The sequence below is a fragment of the Aeromonas rivipollensis genome (assembly GCF_010974825.1).
GTDB lineage: Bacteria > Pseudomonadota > Gammaproteobacteria > Enterobacterales > Aeromonadaceae > Aeromonas > Aeromonas rivipollensis.
The window spans coordinates 18,724-38,383 of sequence record NZ_JAAILA010000039.1 but is presented as its reverse complement, the minus strand read 5'-3'; the positions used below and the strand labels follow the sequence as shown (position 1 = coordinate 38,383).

Sequence of the window (19,660 nt, the reverse complement as noted above, 5' to 3'; positions counted from 1 at the left end):
TCCTTGCCTGCGACGTCCGTCAGGTTCACGACAACAACCAGCGCCGCAAGCGGGCGATGTCGCCGGGATATTCACGGCGCAGTGTCTCAATCCAGTCCTCCACGTTCTCCCACCAGGCGGGATGATCCGGGCTCTGGATAAGCTGGGCCGTCTGCTGCAGGCGACGCAGGCCGATGGAGCCCGCCGCCCCTTTTATCTTGTGCGCCTCCTCCACCACACCGGCCTGATCCTTGGCAATCATGTTGGAGTCCAGCACCGCCATGTAGTCCGGCATCATCTTCTCGAACAGATCGACGCTGGAGAGCAGCACTGGCTTGCCGACCGTGCTGGCGTAATCGGTGAGGAAGGGCAGATCCAGCAGTGCATCCTGGTTGCCCGCGTCCGCCTGCTCATCGGCCTCGTCGTCCGCCAGATCCGCAAACAGGTGGCCTATAACCTCCCGCACCGCCTTGGAGCCGAGCGGCTTGTTGATCACATCCTGCATGCCGTGATCCCGATAGTACTGGCGATCGCCGGTGGCGTTGGCGGTGAGTGCCACCATGGGGGGCAGGCTGTCGCCGTAACGGGCCAGCAGCTGGGCCGCCACGTCGAAGCCGGTCATGTCCGGCAGCTGGATGTCCAGCAGTATGAGGTCGAAGTCATCCGGGTTGGCCATGGCCAGCGCCTGGGTGCCGTCCCGCGCCACCTGCACCTGATGGCCGAGCTTGTTCAGCAGGGCGCAGGCGACGGTGACGTTGAGCTCCACGTCCTCCACCAGCAGAATATCCAGGGAGGGCATCTCGGGTTCCGGCGGGGTCGCCTGCGGCGCGACACAATCCACCTCCAGTTCGGCGGTGAAGCAGGAGCCTTCGCCCGGATCGCTGTCCACATAGAGCTGACCGCCCATGGCCTGCACCAGCTGGCGAGAGACGGCGAGGCCGATGCCGGTGCCGGTGGCGTGCTTCTTGCCCTGCACCTGATAGTACATGGCGAAGATCTTCTCCTGCTGGGCGCGCGGAATGCCGACCCCGGTATCTTCCACCTCGAAGTGCAGGGCCAGCTTGCCCGGTTCATCGGCCGCGTGGGCGAGACAGCGCACCGTCACCCCGCCCTCGTCGGTAAACTTGACCGCATTGCCCACCAGGTTCCACAGCACCTGACGCAGGCGGGTGCCGTCCGCCATCACGAACTGCGGCATGTCGCCATCCCTGTCGAAATGCAGATAGAGCCCCTTCTGCTCCGCCTGGATGCGCGACAGCATCTCCAGTTCGTCGAGGAAGGCGGGCAGATCCATGGGGGCAGGCGCTATCTCGAGGCGGCGGCGGTCGAGTTTGTCGAGATCGATGATGTCATTGAAGATGTTGCCCAGGGTCACCGCACTCAGGTGGATGGTCTTGAGCTGCTGCTGCCGCTTGGCATCGAGGGGCGTATCCATCAGCATGCGGCTCAGCCCCACTATGCCGTTGAGCGGGGTGCGCAGCTCGTGGCTGATGGTGGAGATGAAGGTGGTCTTGTCCCGGCTCGCCTTCTCCAGCTTGTCCTGATACTGCTTGCGCTCCGTGATGTCGCGACCAAAGCCGAGCAGGCCGAGCCGCTTGCCGAACCTGTCGAAGAAGGGCACCTTGCGCAGCTCGAAGTAGGCCTTGCAGCCATCGGGATACTCCAGCCACTGCTCATAGGTGAGGGGCTCGTTGCTGGCAAAGACCTGCTTGTCGGTCTCCACCACCTTGTTGGCTATCTCCTGCTTGTAGACGTCGAACGGGGTCAGCCCGATGAGCTCGGCCTCCACCTTGCCGGTGAGCTCCTCCATGGCGCGGTTGCAGCCGGAGAACTGCTCGTCCTCGTTGCGGTAGTAGACCAGATCCGGGGAGCAGTCGATGAAGGAGCGCAACAGGGCGGTACGCTCCCCCAGGTGCAGCTGGGCCTTTTCCCGCTGGAACACCTCGTTCTCCAGATCCTCTATGGCTTGCTGGCGCAGGGTCTCGGCCCGGTTGGTCTCGGCTATCTGGGCATTGAGGCGGCTGATGTTCTCCTGCAACTGGCTGTTGAGCTCGAGGTCGCGCTCGCGCATGTCCTGCAGCTTGCGCACCATGCGGGTCAGCCGCTGGCGGGAGTCTTCCAGCTGATCCACGACGATGGAGAGGAAATAGACGGCCCAGGGGGTCACCAGCAGGCCGAAGAAGACAGAGCGCACCAGGTCGACTATGTCCACAGTGCCGCGCAGAAACAGGGTCACCCCCATCTGGATGGAGACCGCCAGCACTATGATGGCGGTCGCCAGGAACATGCTGAAGCGCACCAGTCCCAGCTTGGTCATCAGGTCGACATAGTATTGCGCCCAGGATTTGATTTGCTTCATCTCGTTGTTTTCTCCCCGTTATTGCGCAAACAGAATACCAGTACGGCGCCCTGAACTCTTGCCCCTTGCACCTTAAATTATTGATTAACGTCACACTCCGACTGGGGTAGCATTCCCGCCTGAGTCAGTCAGCTCCGGTTCAGCAAAGGATCCCGAGCCGCACTGCTACCCTTGTCATCCCCTGTGTCAGGAGCACACCCCATGCGCAATCATGTCCTGTTGAGTCTTGGTCTGCTAGCCGCCAATGCCGCCCACGCCGATCTTGGCGAGATCCCCAGAGAGTCCGGCTGGTCCGGTTTCCTGCTCGGCGGGGTCAATGTCGTCAGCTACGAGTCCAACTTCTACGCCGGCGATGACAACCACAGTCGAATCAACGACCTCGGCTCTCCCGACAGCGAGAGCGGCCTGACGCCGCTTATCAACGCCGACATCCGCTACACCTTCGCCGACACCCGCACCCAGGTGTTCCTCGGCAACCTTATCCAGGATGCGGTGCGCTTCGACTTCACCCAGCAGTTGGGCCTGCGCCAGGAGATGGGCGACAAGGGCATAGTGGCCACCTCCCTGGTGTTCAACGCCATGCCGGTGGAGCTGTGGAGCGATCCCTTCGCCACCGGGGTAGATCGCAGCGCCACCGACGTGAAGTCGAAGGGAGTGCGCTTTGCCTGGGACAAGATCTGGGGCAGCAACTTCTACGGCACCCTCACCACCCGGGAGGTGGATCTGGACGAGGAGCGCAGCGGTCAGCAGTATGACCAGACACACGGCACCCAGTATGCCGCCATGCTGGATCGCAACGGCAAGGTGCACGACATGGCGCTCTCCTACCAGTTCCACTTCGGCGGCAACCAGTTGCTGGAGCCGGCGATCCTCTACAAGCAGGCCAGGCTGGATGGCAGTGCCGAGAGCTTTGACAACACAGGGTTGCAGCTGACTTACGCCAAGCGGGGCCCGCAATGGTCCATCGTCAGCAACCTCTATGCCGGCAAGCGCAAGTATGACGAGGCGAATCCCCTGTTCGGCCAGCGTGCCGATGCAGACGAGTTCGCCATCAACGGCACCTTCTTCTGGCACAACCTGTTCGGGGTCAAGGCCCTGGCCGCGACCTTCACGGCGGCTTATTCCGGCGCCGACTCCGACATCGACTTCTACGATACCCAGGCCACCCGCTTCAGCACCGGCCTGCTGTACAACTTCTAAGCCGAACCCTGTCGGAAACAGCGAGGCCACCCCAGGGGTGGCCTCGCTTTTTTTCGCTTCCTGACGGCGTCAGATGCCGAGGGAATCCAGCAGATCGTCGTGCTCGTTGCTCGCAGGCGCGACCGCCTGCGCCGGCTTGGTCGCCGCCAGCTTGGTCTGGGCGATCAGCGCATCGGGGTCAATCTCCTCCTGATCCCTGCCCTCGTTGTGCAGCCGAATGAACTCGGTGCCGTCCATCGCCAGCTCCAGATAGAAGATGTTGTTGCTGGCGGTGAAGAAGGTGACCCTGCGGGTCTCGGGATTGTCGAGGTTGGTATCCACGCTCAGCATCACCTGCTTGTTCAGGGCCAGCATCTTGGGCTGGTTCTGGGTGATGTGGGTCTGCAGCTCGCGCCCCACCTTGCCGGTGAAGCTGCCGAGGATCTGGTTCATCAGCTCGCCCATGACGTTGCTCACCTCGTCAGAGGTGTGGGAGATGGCGAGATCCTCCTTGGAGAGCCCCATGCTGAGCATGTAGCTCTGGTAGAGCTCCATGGCCGCGGCGGCGGAGAAGTTGATCACCACCAGCCCGGAGAAGCCGCCATCAAACAGCACGAAGCAGCCGATATCCGGCTTGAGGCAGGTCTTGCTGATCCGCTGCACCATGCCGGAGAAGCGCACCTGGGTCTGGGTCGCCGCGCTCAGGACGCCCGTGACCGAATTGCACAGGCTCAGCAGCACATCCTCTGTGGTCAATACGGCATCATCCTCGGATCTTGTTACTATCATGGAACCTTCCTGCTGATCGAAAAAATAGGCTTGTCTGTCTCACCGCCCATGTCATCACGCGCGCGTCCGATACGCTAACAGATTGCGTGATCCCGGTGCTGAAACCGCGAGCCGCCTCTCACTTGACCGTATTGTCAGTCAGAAACGGCTGAAATCCACCCAGGGTGGCCAACCGGGCTCGCCAGTTATCGGCCTGCTGTCGCAAATCTTGTGCCTGATAGGGAATCGCGGGGTGCGCTCCCCAGATGGGACCGGGCCAGGCGGCATCGGTGCTGAAGCGGGCGACATGGTGCAGGTGCAGCTGGGGCACCAGGTTGCCGAGCGCCGCCACGTTGATCTTGTCGGGGCCCAGCGCCTCTTCCATCAGGGTGGCGACGGCGCAGGACTCCTGCATCAGCTGTTGCTGCTGCTCGGGAGGCAGATGGTGGATTTCCCGCAGCCCGGGGACCCTGGGCACCAGGATGAGCCAGGGATACTGGCTGTCTTTGGCCAGCAGTACGCGGCAAAGGGGGAGATCCCCGAGTATCTGGGTATCCGCCTGCAGGCGGGGATGCAATTCAAACATGGGGCCTCGCTGGTCAACATGGGCACGTCAGGAGATGAGTGTGCCCACGTTACTGCAACGGGGGGCAAACTTAAAGCCGGGGCACGGCCCAACCGATGAAGCGCTTGCGAAGTTCGGGGTCCGCCTGCAGGAAGAGTTGCTGCAACTGCCCCTCCAGCTCGCTGGCAGGGACTGAAGGGGCCTGGGCCGCCGTCGCCGCTGCCGTGGTCGCCAGCACCGCCTTGCCCGTGCCACGGTTGTACTCTTGCAGCCTGGCGTGCCAGTCCATGCCGATCTGCATGCCGTTGACCACCAGGGCATCCTGCTGCACCTTCAGGAGCTTGTCCCCCGCCAGCAGGCTCACGACCGGCGCCTTGGCGTAGCGCTCCATGCCTTTCTCGTCGGTGGGCACCACAGCCTGCAGGCGCACCGACTGGCCGCGGGCCTCATAGCGGATCACCTGGGGCTCGGAGCGGATCTGGCGATCGTTGTCGCTGCTGTTGCGACTCGGGATCACCCCCTCATAGCGCACCAGCAACTGCTGCGCCCCGTCGGCCAGCACCCCATGCTGCTCGTCCTGCACCTTGCCGTCGCTCACCGCCAGGATCTGGAAATCCCCGGGTACCTCGACCCTGACCTCGGCCTGCACCGAGCCGGCACACGACAAGCCGGCACACAGCAACATGACCCCAACCCAACCCTGATGACCCTTCATTCCCTGTCTCTCTCTGCTCGCTATGATGGGCGCAGGCTAGCAGCCAAAGATGACAGAAAAATAACGGGCTCAGAGCAGGTAGTGGGGCCGCTCGGCAAACCACTGGGCCAGCACCTGCTTGAACAGCCGTATCTTGCGCGGCACCCGGCGCTGCTGGGCATGGAGCACATGGAGCGGGTGCAGGGCCGTCTGCCAGTCCGTCAGCACTGCCACCAGCTCGCCCCTGGCCAGACTCGTCTCCACCAGCATCAGCGGGCACTTGGCAAACCCCATGCCCGAGCGAGCCAGTTGCAGCACAGTGCTGTAGTGATTGGCCCGCACCTTCCCCTGCACCAGGATGTGGGCCTCCTCCCCTGCCTTGCGAAAATGCCACTGCTCCCAGGCCGGGTTGTGCCCCTGGAGCAGGCAGGGGCGCCCGCCCAGCTCATAGGGGGTGGCGGGGAGCCCCTCCCGAGCCAGCAGGGTTGGGCTCGCCACCACCACGTCTTTCAGCTGCCCGAGGGGCAGCGCCACCAGGTTGTCAGGCACCTGATCCATGGCGCGCAGGGCGATGTCATTCTCCCCCTGGCTCATGTCGATCATGGCGTTGGTGAAATTGAGCTCCACCTCGACCCCGGGGCAGATCTCGGCGAAGCGCGCCAGCAGCTCGCTCACCATGCGATCGCCGGTACTGACCGGGCAGGTGAAGCGCAGGCGACCGCTGTCCTCCTCGGTCAGAGCCTGGATGTCCTGCTCCGCCTGGCGGGCCAGCGCGGCTATCTGACCCGCCTGCACATAGAGGGTCCTGCCCGCCTCGGTCAGGCTGAGGCGACGGGTGGTGCGCTGCAACAGTTGCGCATTGAGGGAGGATTCGAGGGCGCTGACGTGGCGGCTCAGCATCCCCTTGCTCACCCCCAATGCATCGGCGGCGGCGGAGAAACTGCCCCGCTGCACCACCTCGTAGAAACTGCTCAGATGGGCGATGTCCATCCATTAGCTCCAATATGGAAACAATGGGTTCATCTTAAGCGCTTTTTCTCCCTTTTCATCCAGCTATCATCAACACATCCCCATCAGGAGTGACCAAGATGAAAATTGTGATTGTGGGTGCCTCCGGCACCGTCGGCTCCGCGGTCAGTGAACTGCTTGCCAAAGATCATCAGGTGATCCGCGTCGGCCACAGCCGTGGTGATGCCACGGTCGACATGCGCGATCCCGCCTCCATCACGGCGCTGTTCGCCAAGCTGGGCCAGTTCGATGCGCTGGTCGTCGCCAGCGGCAGCGTGGCCTTCAACGGTCTGACCGAGATGACCGACGAGCAGTGGCAGGTGGGAGTGGAGAGCAAGCTGATGGGCCAGATCAATCTGACCCGCGCCGCCATCCCCTATTTGAATGACAAGGGTTCCATTACCCTGATCAGCGGCATCCTGAGCGAGGAGCCGATCAACTGGGGCGTGAGCGCCAGCACCGTCAACGGCGCCATCGATCACTTTGTGAAAGCGGCCGCCTGCGAGCTGCCACGGGGCCTGCGCATCAACGTGGTGAGCCCCACCGTGCTGGAGGAGTCCATGGGCAAATACGCCGACTTCTTCCCGGGCTTCGTGGCTGTGCCCGCCGCCAAAGTGGCGCAGGCTTACAAGAAGTCGGTGCTGGGGGTGCAGACCGGCCAGATCTTCAGGGTCAATGGCTGAGGCCGCCCCCTCCCACTGCCAGACGCCAATAAAAACGGGCCCCGTCACGGGGCCCGTCTGTTTGTCGGCTTGTTGCCTTCACCACCGGCAAACGTTTGTGTGCCGGCGGCAAAAAAAGGCGCTCAGCCTCAGTCGATCAGACCGTACTGCTCGCGCAGCACCTCGATGATCTCCTGCTTGGGATTGGCACTGCGCACCAGCTTGTGGCCTATGACCTTCTCGGCGATCCCCACGTAGGTGTGGGAGATGTCCATCATCACCTCGGTGGGCAGCTTGTTGTCCCGGGCCAGGGCGAAGCGTTCCGGCATGCGGTTCTTGTTGAGCAGGATGTCCGGATCCGGGAAGTGGTTCAGCAGCCACTGGCGGAAGCCCTCTTTGGACTTCTCGACGATCTCGCCATTGCGCAGGGCGGCGCCGTCCCAGATGCGGGAGCTGTCGGGGGTACCCACTTCGTCCATGTAGATGAGCTTCTCGCGACCGGCGGCATCCTGGACATAGCCAAACTCGAACTTGGTGTCGACGAAGATCTGATCCAGCGCGGCCAGAGCCTCGCTGATGACGTTGAAACCCTCCTTGAGCAGGGCTTCATAGCTGTCTATGTCCGCCGGGGAGCGGAAGCCGAAGGCCTGATGGTGGCGCTCTATGTCGGCACGGGAGACGTTGACGTCGTCCGCTTCCGGCACGCCGTCCAGCCCTTTCAGCACACCCTTGGTGGAGGGGGTGATGAGGATCTCGGGCAGCTTCTGATCCTTCTTGAGCCCTTCCGGCAGGGTGATGCCGCAGAACTCGCGCTCGCCGTCCTTGTAGGCACGCCACATGGAGCCGGTGATGTACTGGCGGGCGATGGCCTCGATCATCACGGGGCGGGCTTTTTGCACTATCCAGACGAAGGGGTGCGGGATATCCAGGATGTGGCTGTCCGCCAATCCCTTCTCCTTGAACAGCTTGAACCAGTGGCTGGAGATGGCATTGAGTGCAGCTCCCTTGCCCGGCACGCCGTTCAAGCCATCCACACCCTGCCAGATGCAGTCGAAGGCCGAGATGCGGTCGCTGATCACCATGAGGGCGAGCGGTGTATCCGCAGGCACATCATAGCCTTTCTCTCTTATGAGCCGGGCACTGTCTGCGGGGGTCAACCAGTAGACGCTGCGCACTTTGCCGGAATGGACAGGTTTATCGGTACGGATCGGTAAATCGTCATTCACCGCCAATACTTGATCTGCAAGACTCATGGCTAATAACACTTCCTGTTGTGGGACTGACAAGACAGGCGCATCAGGCTCCTGTCTACGAGGGATTCATTCAGCTAAGCAGCGCTAGGCCCCTCTGCCGGGGCAGGCTCCCAGGAGGGCCCTTGGCGCGGACTCCGCATAACAAAACAGGGGCACCAGGCCCCTGTTTCTATTCTGCTTTAGCGGCCTGATCGGCCACGCCTTTGGCAAAGGCCTCGGACAGGCTGATATACATCTGGGAGATGATGCCGGATGCGACCGGCTTCTTGTCCTTGTCGAACAGGGTGATGGAGGTCTTGCCTCCGGCCATCTCGCCCAGCTGGAAGCGGTACTGGTCTTCCTCCAGCTTGAACGGCTCGGCCCCCTTGGCCTGCCAGAACTCGGCATTGGGCTCGTCATACTCGACGTCGATCCAGCCCAGGGACTGCTGGGTGTCCTTGATGGTGAAACCGTAGGCCGGCAACACCTGATTGAGACGGCGCCAGACCTGCTCGAAGGAACCATCGGCAATCCAGGCACTCAGCTCGTTGTTGTCCAGACCCAGCTCCAGGCCCATGCCATCGGTGGACTTGTGCTGTTCGCGGGCCTTGAGCTGCTTGTCGTAGTAGAGGGAGAACTGGTTCAGCGCCCGGGTCGCATAACGCTGGGCATCGGCCGGGGTCAGCACTGTGCTGGTCTCGCCGTCTATGGTCTCTTCATGATCCAGCACCCGTACCGACATGTTGACGGCGTGACGCTGCAGGTCGTTGCTGAGGGTGAACTGGTAGCGTTGACGGATGCGGAAGTCTTCGTCCTCCTCCGCCCAGCCATCGAGGGCGGCGGAGTTGTCAAACCAGCCGGTCTGCAACACGCCGGCCTGCTGATCCAGCTTCTCTGTGGTGACCTTGTGCTGGGCCAGGAAGTTCATCAGGAAGGCCCAGGTATCGCGCTCCACGCTCTGGCTGGTGCTCAGGGCATAGAAGGCCAGGGTAGGCTCGCTGGCCTTGGCCACCACCTGACTGCCAGGGACCACCGTCAGCAGCTGGGCTGGCGGACGCACGTCCACCTTGGCGCCGATGGCACCTTCGCGGCTGCTCTCAGGCAGGGCCGGAATGTCGAAATTACTGTTAAAGGCGGGGGTACTCAACCCGGCGGGCACGAGGAAGGCGCGACCTTCGAGGCGGCTCTCTTCATACTCGAAGCCACGGTTGGCCATCTTGCGATCCTGGGGTGAGCTACAGGCTGCCAACACGGCAACAGTCGCGACACTCAGCACCAGGCGCACTGCATTTCCCTTTCCATTTGCTTTAAACACTCGCCATCAACTCCGCAGTCGTCAGTGCTCGCGCCATCGCCTGTTCCCCCTCGGGGGTGAGGTCGGTCAGCGGCAGGCGCAAGGTCGCCGTCGCCATCAATCCCAGTCGGGCACAGGCCCACTTCACCGGGATGGGACTCGGTTCGCAGAACAGAGTCTGATGCAACGGCATCAATCGATTGTTGATGTCATGAGCCTGCCCGGCATCACCGGCCAGCGCAGCACGACACATGTCGGCCATCTGGGGCGCCGCAATATTGGTGGTGACCGAAATGACGCCATCGCCCCCTTGCAGCATAAAATCACATCCGCTGGCATCATCGCCACTATAAAGCGCGAAATCCGGCCCGCACAACTCGCGCAGCAGCGGGGTGCGGCTCAAATCACCCGTCGCCTCTTTCAAACCGATAATGCCGGGAACCTTGGCCAGACGAGCCACGGTCTCCGGTTTGAGATCGCAACAGGTGCGACCGGGCACATTATAGAGAATTTGAGGCAGACCACTAGCCTCGGCGATCGCACAATAGTGACGATAGAGGCCTTCCTGGGTGGGTTTGTTGTAATAAGGGGTCACCGAGAGGCCCGCCACCACGCCGGTTTTGGCAAAACGCCGGGAGAGCGCGATGGCGTGGGCAGTGCTGTTGGAGCCGCAGCCTGCGATGACCGGAATGCGACCGGCGGCGAACTCGACGGTCTTTTCAACGACGGCGATATGTTCCTGCTCGCTCAGGGTGACCGACTCTCCCGTGGTGCCCACCGCGACTATGGCACTGGTGCCGGCACCGACATGATACTCCACCAGAGCTGCCAGACTGGTCCAATCGATGTCACCCGAGGCCAGCATGGGGGTAACGAGCGCAACAATACTACCGCGTAACATGGATATTTCTCCCGATTTTCAGGGGCGTAATGGTAAAGCTGCCCCTTTTGAAAAACAAGGGAGGCAAGGGACAAGCCGTGTTACCATCCGCCACAAAACGTATGGATGCACGAGGGCAGGACAGGGCCCGGAGCAGGGCGTCATGCCCGCCAAGCGCGCTCGCTGTCACCGCATTCGCAATAAATGGACGAGAGACGATTTATGACTCACTACCTGGTCGTAACGGCCATCGGCACGGACAGGCCTGGCATCGTCAATGAGGTTACCCGTCACGTCAGTGGCTGCGGTTGCAACATTGTCGACAGCCGTCTTGGCATCTTCGGTAACGAATTCACTTTCATCATGCTGTTGTCCGGTGACTGGAACAGCCTGATGCAGCTTGAGATAAGCCTCCCCCTCCGCAGCCAGGAGTGGGATCTCATCACCATGATGAAGCGCACCGAGCGCCACCACTCCCTGCAATATGACATCAGCGCCAGCGCCGAAGTACTGATCCGGGATCAGCCGGGCATCGTAAGCCAGTGCACCCAGTTCTTCAGCGATCACGGCTGGGATATCCAGGCCATGCAGACCGTCACCCTCGAGCAGCAACCCTTCAACCTGCTCAAGGCCAATTTCCAGCTCAATCAGGCCAAGCAGGGCGAGGCGGCCGACTCGAAAACGGCCTTCGCCGATTTCTGTCGTGAACTGGGTGCCGAGTCATTCGAGTTCATCGTCAATCACAAATACGCCTGACGGCGTTTATCCGAGGAGACCCCATGCAACCACTACAAGTTGGTACTCAGGCCCCCGATTTCTCCCTCTCCGATCAGGATGGTCAGCAGGTCAGTCTGTCCTCCCTGCGGGGCAAGAAGGTGCTCATCTATTTCTATCCCAAGGCGATGACCCCGGGCTGCACCACCCAGGCCTGCGGCCTGCGGGACGTCAATGCCGAACTGGCCGCCCTCAATGTGGTGGTGCTCGGCATCAGCCCGGATCCGGCCAAGCGCCTGAAGAAGTTCGAGGAGCGCGACAGCCTGAACTTCCGGCTGCTGGCCGATGAGGATCACGCCGTGGCCGATGCCTTTGGCGTCTGGGGCCCGAAGAAGTTCATGGGCAAGGAGTACGACGGCATCCATCGGCTGAGCTTCCTCATCGATGAGGAGGGCAAGGTGGCCCATCGCTTCGACAAGTTCAAGACCAGCGATCACCATCAGGTGGTGCTCGACCTCGTCAAGGGCTGAAGCCCCGCCAGTTCAGACACGACAACAGGGCCTGCAGATGCAGGCCCTGTTCGTTTGCCCCCCTGTTCTGCCGCGCAAGCGCCGGGAATGTCCTGCCAAAAGCAGCGCCCCTATTGCGCCCTCCTCCCCGTTTTTCTCGCCAACCTCCCCTATCAGATCAAAAAATTCATCCTGGATATGGGTTAACGTGGCCCCAGATTCATTTTCCAGTGAGACAGCCCATGAACATGAGCCATACCGAACGCCTGATCCTGAGCAATCAGTACGAGATCCTGGCCAAACTCAACCCGGAGAAGGCGGCGTTTTACCAGCGGGCCAGCACCATAGTCGAGCGTGGCTACTGCCTGCAGATCCTCGAGCTGGAGAAGAGCTTCGGCCATCTGGATCTTGCCACCTGCCAGGAGGTGCTGGACACCCTGGAACTACATCATGCTCTGGCCATCTCCTGGGGCAACCTAGACGCAGGTACCCGGGCCGAGGTGAACGAAAGCCGCCTGGCCTTCAACGGCTACAGCCGCAGCCAGGAGCGGGAACTGGCGGATTATGTCTGCTTCCTGCTGGAGGTGGACAAGCGCTTCCCCGAGCTGCCCTGCCCCTGTGACGAGCTTTCCAGCGACATCGCCATGCGCGACAAGTACCAACGCATGCTGGCGGCCTGGCGTCAGTGCCCCCGTCAGTACAAGCTCTCCATCCAGGAGATCAGCAAGGTGCTGGCCGCCTGAATGTGAAAAAGGCGCCTGGTGGCGCCTTTTGCTCCCCTGCCGGGGTTATTCGTAGAGGAAGGATTTGTCCAGCTGCTTGAAGGCGGCGTTGAGGGTGTCAGCCAGCTCCTCGTAACGGGGTCGGGCCACCAGCTGACGATGACCGCCCTGCTCGTTCATCTTGCCGTTGATCTCCCTGTACCAGTTGGCGAGAGAGGGCGGGAGACGGGTATCGGCACGCTGGCCGAGCCAGTAATAGCCTTGCAGCGGCAGACTGAGCAGGAACAACACTGAGGCCATCACGGAGGGCCAGTAGTGCAGCTCGCCGAACTGGAACTGCAGCATGACGCTGAGCACGGCGAGCGCCGGAATGACCCTGAGGGCGAACTCGGTGGCCTTGATCACCCGATTCTCCGGGAACATGGAATTAAGCTCGGGACGGCGCGGCCAAAGAGTCATATAATGACGGCCTTGCTGTAATTTAGTTCCAAAAATGTTCATGCTCATACTACCTCCGAGCTCTTTTTGAACGTATTAACGGCAAAACCTCGACAATATTTGAGAGGCAATAACAAAGGTTGAGGATGACTTTGTTATTTTTCAACAATCAGGTTATCCTTTGTACGCCCAATTTTTACGCCAGTGGTTTGCTGCTGGCCTGTCAGGGACGTCAGAATTCCGGGTCTTGTATCACTATACAAGGGGCAAGCAACAGATTGCCAACCCTCATAAGGATAAGTTGATAGTTTTTGGGCGCACCGCGTCCGGCGCATCCTCCAACCCAACCCAATCTGCGATAGGATTTATTCATGAGTAAGCTGGTTCTTGTTCTTAACTGTGGCAGCTCGTCCCTGAAGTTTGCTGTCATTGACGCAACCACCGGTGATGATCTGCTGTCCGGCCTGGCCGAGTGCTTCAACCTCGACGACGCCCGCATCAAGTGGAAGCTCAACGGCGAGAAGGGCAGTGCCGATCTGGGTGCCGGTGCCGCTCACCAGGAAGCACTGGACTACATCGTCCACAAGATCCTGCCGCTCAACCCTGAACTGTCCAAGAACCTGATTGCCATCGGCCACCGCGTGGTACACGGCGGCGAGCAATTCACTTCTTCCGTGCGGATCTGCAAAGACGTGATCGCCGGTATCGAAGCCGCCATTCCTTACGCTCCGCTGCACAACCCGGCTCACCTGATCGGCATCCGTGCCGCCCTCAAGGTCTTCCCTGAGCTGGCCGAGAAGAACGTAGCCGTGTTCGACACCGCCTTCCACCAGACCATGCCGGAAGAAGCCTTCCTGTACGCCCTGCCGTACAAGCTCTACAAAGAGAACGGCATCCGTCGCTACGGCGCCCACGGCACCAGCCACTACTACATCAGCCTGGAAGCCGCCAAGCAGCTGAACAAGCCGGTCGAAGAGCTGAACATCATCAACTGCCACCTGGGCAACGGCGGCTCCGTCTGCGCCATCAAGAACGGCAAATCCGTCGACACCTCCATGGGTCTGACCCCGCTGGAAGGCCTGGTGATGGGTACCCGTTCCGGTGACATCGATCCGGCTATCATCTTCTTCCTGCACGACAAGCTGGGCATGAGCGTCGCCGAGATCAACACCATGCTGACCAAGGAATCCGGCCTGCAGGGTCTGACCGAAGTCACCTCCGACTGCCGTTTCGTTGAAGACAACTACGACAGCAAGGAAGAAGCCAAGCGCGCCATGGACGTGTACTGCTACCGTCTGGCCAAGTACATCGGCGCCTACGCCGCCGCCATGGACGGTCGTCTGGATGCCGTGGTCTTCACCGGCGGCATCGGCGAGAACTCCGCCCCGATCCGTGAGATCACCCTGAACAAGCTGGGCCTGCTGGGCTTTGACGTCGACCACGACGCCAACCTGAAGGCACGCTTCGGCAAGGGTGGCGAGATCACCAAGGCTGGCTCCACCAAGGCCCTGGTTATCCCGACCAACGAAGAGTGGGTCATCGCCCACGACGCGCTGGAACTGGTCGGCGCATAAATTAGCTGTAGAGCAAGGCCGCCCCAGGGCGGCCTTTTCCTGATCCCAAAAAATGAACAAGGGGTAATAAGTGGCACGCACTATTATGCTCATCCCGGTCGGCACTGGTGTCGGCGTAACTTCCGTGAGCCTTGGCGTCGTTCGCGCCATGGAACGTCACGGTGTCAATGTCAGCTTCTTCAAACCGGTTGCCCAGCCGCGTCCGGGTGAAACCGGTACCGAGCGCTCCACCGCCGTGATCCGCGCCGCCGCCAACATCAATCCGCCCGAGCCGTTCGCCCTCTCCTACGCCGAGAACATGATCACCTCCAGCAACACCGATATCCTGCTGGAAGAGATAGTGGCTCGCTTCGAAGAGCACGTGAAGAGCAGCGGTGCCGAAGTGGTGGTGATCGAAGGTCTGGTCCCGACCGACAAGCAGCCCTTTGCCAACAAGCTGAACTACGACGTCGCCAAGGCGCTGGATGCCGACATGGTGTTCGTGACCCATCCGGGCAACGACTCCAGCCAGAAGCTCAAAGAGCGCATCGAGCTGGCCTGCTCCAACTTCGGTGGCGTCAGCAACCCGCGTATCGTGGGCTGCGTGATCAACAAGGTGGGTGCACCGGTTGACGAGCACGGCGTGACCCGCCCCGATCTGACCGAGATGTTCGAGGCCCATCACCACACCTCCGACTCCGCCCACAACCTGGAAGTGCTGCAGGTCTTCGGCAAGAGCCCGCTGCGCATCCTCGGCTGCATCCCCTGGAACACCCAGCTGATCGCCCCGCGCGCCAAGGATCTCGCCAAGCATCTGGCCGCCAAGATCCTGCACAAGGGTGAGCTGGACAGCCGTCGCCTGCAGACCGTGACCTTCTGTGCCCGCTCCATCCATAACATGATCGAGCACTTCCGTCCGGGCAGCCTGCTGGTGACCTCAGGCGATCGCTCCGACGTCATCGTCTCCGCCTGCCTGTCCGCCATGAACGGCGTCAAGCTGGGTGCCCTGCTGCTGACCGGCAACTATCACCCTGAGCCGCAAGTCATTGCCCTGTGCCAACAGGCCATGGCTACCGGCCTGCCGATCATGATCACCGGCACCAACACCTGGCAGACCGCCGTCAGCCTGCAGAACTTCAACGTCGACATCCCGGAAGATGACCGCGAGCGTATCGAGCTGGTGCAGGACTATGTGGCTGGCCACATCGACAAGCACTGGATCGAGTCTCTCTCTGCCAAGTCCACCCGCTCCCGTCGCCTGAGCCCGCCGGCCTTCCGCTATCAGCTGACCGAGCTGGCCCGTCAGGCCAACAAGCGCGTCGTGCTGCCGGAAGGGGAAGAGCCGCGGACCATCAAGGCTGCCGCCATCTGTGCCGAGCGTGGCATCGCTCGTCCGGTGCTGCTGGGCAACCCGGAAGAGATCCGTCGCGTCGCCGAACAGCAGGGTGTGGTACTGACCGATCGCGTCGAGATCATCGACCCGCTGGAAGTGCGCGAGCGCTACGTGCCGCGTCTGGTCGAGCTGCGCAAGAACAAGGGCATGACCGAAGTGGTCGCCCGCGAACAGCTGGAAGACAACGTGGTGCTGGGCACCATGATGCTGGAGCGTGGCGAAGTGGACGGTCTGGTCTCCGGCGCCGTGCACACCACCGCCAACACCATTCGTCCGCCGATGCAGATCATCAAGACTGCCCCGGGTTCGTCCCTGATCTCCTCCATCTTCTTCATGCTGCTGCCTGATCAGGTGCTGGTGTATGGTGACTGCGCCATCAACCCGGACCCGAGCGCCGAACAGCTGGCCGAGATCGCCATCCAGTCCGCCGACTCCGCTGCCGCCTTCGGCATCGAGCCGCGCGTCGCCATGATATCCTACTCCACCGGTACCTCTGGCGCCGGCGCGGACGTAGAGAAAGTGCGTGAAGCGACCGAGCTGGCCAAGGCCAAGCGCCCGGATCTCATCATCGACGGTCCGCTGCAGTACGACGCGGCCATCATGGAGAACGTGGCCAAGTCCAAGGCACCGAACTCACCGGTCGCAGGTAAAGCGACTGTGTTCGTGTTCCCGGACCTGAACACCGGCAACACCACCTACAAGGCGGTACAGCGTTCCGCAGAACTGGTCTCCATCGGCCCCATGCTGCAAGGCATGCGCAAGCCGGTCAACGACCTGTCCCGTGGCGCTCTGGTGGACGACATCGTCTACACCATAGCCCTGACCGGTATCCAGGCAGCCCAGGCCGAGTAATATCGCCCAGCGCTGACCCTGTGAAAAACCCGCCGAGAGGCGGGTTTTTTTATGGCGGACAGGGATCTGTTGATCGGCGAGATCAAATCCGGATCCTCGCAGGATCCGCCGGACTGGCCGCGAACGCCTCCTGGCAAGGAGCCGGCGATAAGCAAACACTCACACCCGCGCAGGGGGATTGCACAATTGCGATCCAGTCAGGATCAAATCAGAATATCCCTTTAAGATCAGCTAACTAACGCCAGACACACCGCTAATCTACAGAGTTTTCCACAGCTTTTGTGGATAGTTTACCGATCATTTGAAAGAAAATGACAGCGCCAGCCAGCGCCCTCCTCCCCTTGCGTCCATGAAAAAGGGCTCCGAAGAGCCCCTTTGGGATAGGTTACCAGCCCCTGATATCAGGGACGCAGGGATTTGTCGGCCCGGGAGATGCCGCAGACGCCGGAGCGCACCACTTCGATGATCTCGTTGGTCTGGGCGGCAGTCTTGATGAAGGCGTCCAGCTTCTCACTCGTCCCGACGAGCTGCACCGTGTACTGCTCCGGGGTGACGTCGACGATCTGGCCACGGAAGATGTCAGCCAGTCGTTTCAGCTCGTCGCGGGCACCACCGGCGGCGCGCGCCTTGACCAGGGCTATCTCCCGCTCTATGTGTTCCCCTTCGCTCAGGTCACACACCTTGAGCACGTCCACCAGCTTGTGCAGCTGCTTCTGGATCTGCTCCAGCACCCGCTCGTCACCCATGGTGACGATTGTCATGCGGGACAGGGTGGGATCCTCGGTGGGGGCCACCGTCAGGGTCTCGATGTTGTAGCCGCGCTGGGAGAAGAGACCTACCACGCGACTCAGGGCACCGGATTCGTTCTCCAGCAGTACTGAAATGATATGCCTCATCAGGTTCTCTCCGTCTTGCTCAGCCACATCTCGTCCATGGCACCAAACTTGATCTGCATCGGATAGACGTGCTCATCCGGGTCGACCGAGATATCCATGAACACCAGCCGATCCTTCATGGCGAAGGCCTTCTCCATGGCGCTCTCCAGCTCCGCCGGATCGCTCACAGCGATGCCGACGTGGCCATAGGCCTCCGCCAGCTTGACGAAGTCCGGCAGGGATTCCATGTAGGAGTGGCTGTGACGACCGCCGTAGAACATCTTCTGCCACTGCTTGACCATGCCCAGCGCACGGTTGTTGATGGAGATGATCTTGATGGGCACCCCGTACTGCATGCAGGTGGAGAGCTCCTGAATGTTCATCTGCACCGAGCCGTCACCGGTGACGCAGCAGACCACGGCATCCGGGTTGGCAAACTGGGCCCCCATGGCGGCCGGAATACCGAAGCCCATGGTGCCGAGGCCCCCGGAGTTGATCCACTGGCGCGGTTTGGCAAACGGATAGTAGAGGGCGGCGAACATCTGGTGCTGACCCACGTCGGAGGCGACGAAGGCTTCCCCCTTGGTCACCTTGTAGAGCGCCTCTATCACCTGCTGCGGCTTGATCAGGGTGGGGTGGGTCTCGTAGGCCAGGCAGTTGCGGGAGCGCCACTGATCAATCTGGCTCCACCAGTCCGCCAGCGCCTGCTTGTCGTTGTCGAAGCCGCACTCGCGGATCACTTCCAGCATCTGCTCCAGCACGGTTTCCACCGAGCCGACGATGGGCACATGGGCCTGTACCGTCTTGGAGATGGAGGTGGGGTCTATGTCGATGTGGACTATGGTGGCGTTGGGGCAGAACTTGCTCACGTTGTTGGTGACGCGGTCATCGAAGCGGGCACCCACGGCGAAGATGAGATCCGCGTTGTGCATGCTCTTGTTTGCTTCGAAGGTGCCATGCATCCCCAGCATGCCGATGAATTGCGGATGGGTGCCGCTGAAGGCCCCCAGTCCCATCAGGGTGGTGGTCACCGGCAGGTTCAACAGCTCTGCCAGCTTGGTCACCAGGTGATCCGCATTGGCGTTGATGGCGCCACCGCCCACATACATGACGGGGCGGCTCGCCTCGGTCAGCAGCTTGGCGGCCCGCTTGATCTGGCCCTTGTGTCCGGCCTTGGTCGGATTGTAGGAACGCAGGGAAACGGACTCGGGATACTGGTAGGGGAATTTCTCTTTCGGGTTCTGCACGTCCTTGGGCAAGTCCACCACCACGGGCCCCGGGCGGCCACTGGCGGCAATGTAGTAGGCCTTCTTGATGGCGTCGGGAATCTCGCTGGCCTTCTTGCACAGGAAGCTGTGCTTCACCACAGGGCGGGAGATGCCGATCATGTCGGTCTCCTGGAACGCGTCCTCCCCTATCATGCTGGTCGGCACCTGACCGGACAGGATCACCAGGGGGATCGAGTCCATGTAGGCGGTGGCGATGCCGGTGATGCAGTTGGTGGCGCCGGGACCCGAGGTCACCAGCACAGTGCCCACCTTGCCGGTGGAGCGGGCGTAACCGTCCGCCATGTGCACCGCGGCCTGCTCGTGCCGCACCAGGACATGCTCCATCTTGCCGTTTTCGAAGAGAGCGTCATAGATGTCGAGCACTGAGCCACCAGGGTAGCCAAAGACGTGCTCCACTCCCTGATCTTCCAGCGCTCTAACCACCATCTGGGCGCCTGATAACATCTCCATGATAAAGCCCTCCAGGCTTTGCTCCGTTAAGCGAAAGCTACCGACAGTCCGCTGCTTCCCGGCAGCGCCGATCCGTCTCTTGTTGTTGTCTGCATCCAGACCAGGCGAGTTCGGAGCCGTCGATAGTAGAAAAATAGGTTTTTTCCATCATTCACCCGAAAAGCGGGTGAAAAACCAACTTAACCCGCTTGTGAACGCTTGTCCACGGCTTTGTCTGACCAGAACAGTCATAAATTTCAAACAGC

General features: G+C 61.3%; 18 protein-coding genes. 7 read left to right on the top strand and 11 right to left on the bottom strand.

All coding sequences use genetic code 11. From position 1 onward, the window contains the following. Window positions 1-25 precede the first annotated feature (25 nt). The gene (gene arcB, locus G4923_RS19825; protein WP_163138084.1) at window positions 26-2,338 is read right to left on the bottom strand and encodes an aerobic respiration two-component sensor histidine kinase ArcB; all 2,313 of its coding nucleotides are present in this window, start codon (window positions 2,336-2,338) and stop codon (window positions 26-28) included. 201 nt (window positions 2,339-2,539) lie between these two features. Here arcB and G4923_RS19820 point away from each other — a divergent pair, with 201 nt between their 5' ends. Continuing rightward, window positions 2,540-3,538: a DUF2860 family protein gene (locus tag G4923_RS19820; RefSeq protein ID WP_163138083.1), complete on the top strand. Its 999-nt coding sequence runs from the start codon at window positions 2,540-2,542 to the stop codon at window positions 3,536-3,538. A gap of 69 nt (window positions 3,539-3,607) precedes the next feature. Here the strand turns inward: G4923_RS19820 and G4923_RS19815 are convergent, their stop codons facing one another. From G4923_RS19815 to G4923_RS19800, 4 genes are all read right to left on the bottom strand, one after another. Next, window positions 3,608-4,306 carry a DUF3334 family protein gene (locus G4923_RS19815; protein WP_163138082.1) on the bottom strand — a complete coding sequence of 233 codons (699 nt, stop codon included), beginning with the start codon at window positions 4,304-4,306 and terminating at the stop codon, window positions 3,608-3,610. 118 nt (window positions 4,307-4,424) lie between these two features. Beyond that, a complete protein-coding gene (locus G4923_RS19810; protein ID WP_163138081.1) occupies window positions 4,425-4,871 on the bottom strand; it encodes an HIT domain-containing protein in 447 nt (148 codons plus the stop codon). A 70-nt stretch (window positions 4,872-4,941) separates the two neighbouring features. Beyond that, the gene (locus G4923_RS19805) at window positions 4,942-5,565 is read right to left on the bottom strand and encodes a DUF2057 domain-containing protein (RefSeq protein ID WP_163138080.1); all 624 of its coding nucleotides are present in this window, start codon (window positions 5,563-5,565) and stop codon (window positions 4,942-4,944) included. Between the two features lie 69 nt (window positions 5,566-5,634). Beyond that, window positions 5,635-6,534 carry a LysR family transcriptional regulator gene (locus G4923_RS19800; RefSeq protein ID WP_163138079.1) on the bottom strand — a complete coding sequence of 300 codons (900 nt, stop codon included), beginning with the start codon at window positions 6,532-6,534 and terminating at the stop codon, window positions 5,635-5,637. 98 nt (window positions 6,535-6,632) lie between these two features. On the opposite strand from G4923_RS19800, the gene G4923_RS19795 reads away from it, so the two are divergent. After that, complete coding sequence (locus G4923_RS19795; protein WP_163138078.1) at window positions 6,633-7,235, top strand: short chain dehydrogenase; 603 nt, start codon at window positions 6,633-6,635, stop codon at window positions 7,233-7,235. 128 nt (window positions 7,236-7,363) lie between these two features. On the opposite strand, the gene G4923_RS19790 is transcribed toward G4923_RS19795, so the two are convergent. The 3 genes from G4923_RS19790 to dapA form a co-directional block, all read right to left on the bottom strand. Continuing rightward, window positions 7,364-8,467 (bottom strand): phosphoribosylaminoimidazolesuccinocarboxamide synthase, encoded by a 1,104-nt coding sequence (locus G4923_RS19790; protein WP_163138077.1) that lies wholly within the window; start codon window positions 8,465-8,467, stop codon window positions 7,364-7,366. A gap of 169 nt (window positions 8,468-8,636) precedes the next feature. Then, window positions 8,637-9,761 carry an outer membrane protein assembly factor BamC gene (gene bamC, locus G4923_RS19785; protein WP_171276796.1) on the bottom strand — a complete coding sequence of 375 codons (1,125 nt, stop codon included), beginning with the start codon at window positions 9,759-9,761 and terminating at the stop codon, window positions 8,637-8,639. Then, on the bottom strand, window positions 9,754-10,641 hold the full coding sequence (gene dapA / locus G4923_RS19780; RefSeq protein ID WP_163138075.1) for a 4-hydroxy-tetrahydrodipicolinate synthase: 888 nt from the start codon (window positions 10,639-10,641) through the stop codon (window positions 9,754-9,756). The genes bamC and dapA overlap by 8 nt, the downstream gene beginning before the upstream one ends. A 201-nt stretch (window positions 10,642-10,842) precedes the next feature. Between dapA and G4923_RS19775 the strand changes: the two genes are divergently transcribed. The 3 genes from G4923_RS19775 to G4923_RS19765 all read left to right on the top strand — a co-directional run bounded on the left by G4923_RS19775 (window position 10,843) and on the right by G4923_RS19765 (window position 12,586). Further along, window positions 10,843-11,376: a glycine cleavage system transcriptional repressor gene (locus G4923_RS19775; RefSeq protein ID WP_025328154.1), complete on the top strand. Its 534-nt coding sequence runs from the start codon at window positions 10,843-10,845 to the stop codon at window positions 11,374-11,376. A 23-nt stretch (window positions 11,377-11,399) separates the two neighbouring features. Further along, entirely contained in the window at window positions 11,400-11,864 is a 465-nt protein-coding gene (gene bcp, locus G4923_RS19770; protein ID WP_106885901.1) for a thioredoxin-dependent thiol peroxidase, read from the top strand. 221 nt (window positions 11,865-12,085) lie between these two features. Further along, entirely contained in the window at window positions 12,086-12,586 is a 501-nt protein-coding gene (locus tag G4923_RS19765; RefSeq protein ID WP_005323826.1) for a YfbU family protein, read from the top strand. A 45-nt stretch (window positions 12,587-12,631) separates the two neighbouring features. Here the strand turns inward: G4923_RS19765 and yfbV are convergent, their stop codons facing one another. Next, window positions 12,632-13,072, bottom strand: coding sequence for a terminus macrodomain insulation protein YfbV (yfbV, locus tag G4923_RS19760; RefSeq protein ID WP_025328157.1), 441 nt, complete (start codon window positions 13,070-13,072; stop codon window positions 12,632-12,634). Window positions 13,073-13,374: 302 nt separating this feature from the next. Here yfbV and G4923_RS19755 point away from each other — a divergent pair, with 302 nt between their 5' ends. Further along, window positions 13,375-14,577 (top strand): acetate kinase, encoded by a 1,203-nt coding sequence (locus G4923_RS19755; RefSeq protein ID WP_025328158.1) that lies wholly within the window; start codon window positions 13,375-13,377, stop codon window positions 14,575-14,577. Between the two features lie 70 nt (window positions 14,578-14,647). Next, on the top strand, window positions 14,648-16,801 hold the full coding sequence (pta, locus tag G4923_RS19750) for a phosphate acetyltransferase (RefSeq protein ID WP_139745677.1): 2,154 nt from the start codon (window positions 14,648-14,650) through the stop codon (window positions 16,799-16,801). Window positions 16,802-17,202: 401 nt separating this feature from the next. Here the strand turns inward: pta and ilvN are convergent, their stop codons facing one another. Further along, on the bottom strand, window positions 17,203-17,697 hold the full coding sequence (gene ilvN / locus G4923_RS19745) for an acetolactate synthase small subunit (protein WP_025328160.1): 495 nt from the start codon (window positions 17,695-17,697) through the stop codon (window positions 17,203-17,205). Continuing rightward, the gene (locus tag G4923_RS19740) at window positions 17,697-19,415 is read right to left on the bottom strand and encodes an acetolactate synthase 3 large subunit (RefSeq protein ID WP_111912261.1); all 1,719 of its coding nucleotides are present in this window, start codon (window positions 19,413-19,415) and stop codon (window positions 17,697-17,699) included. The genes ilvN and G4923_RS19740 overlap by 1 nt, the downstream gene beginning before the upstream one ends. Window positions 19,416-19,660: the final 245 nt, after the last annotated feature.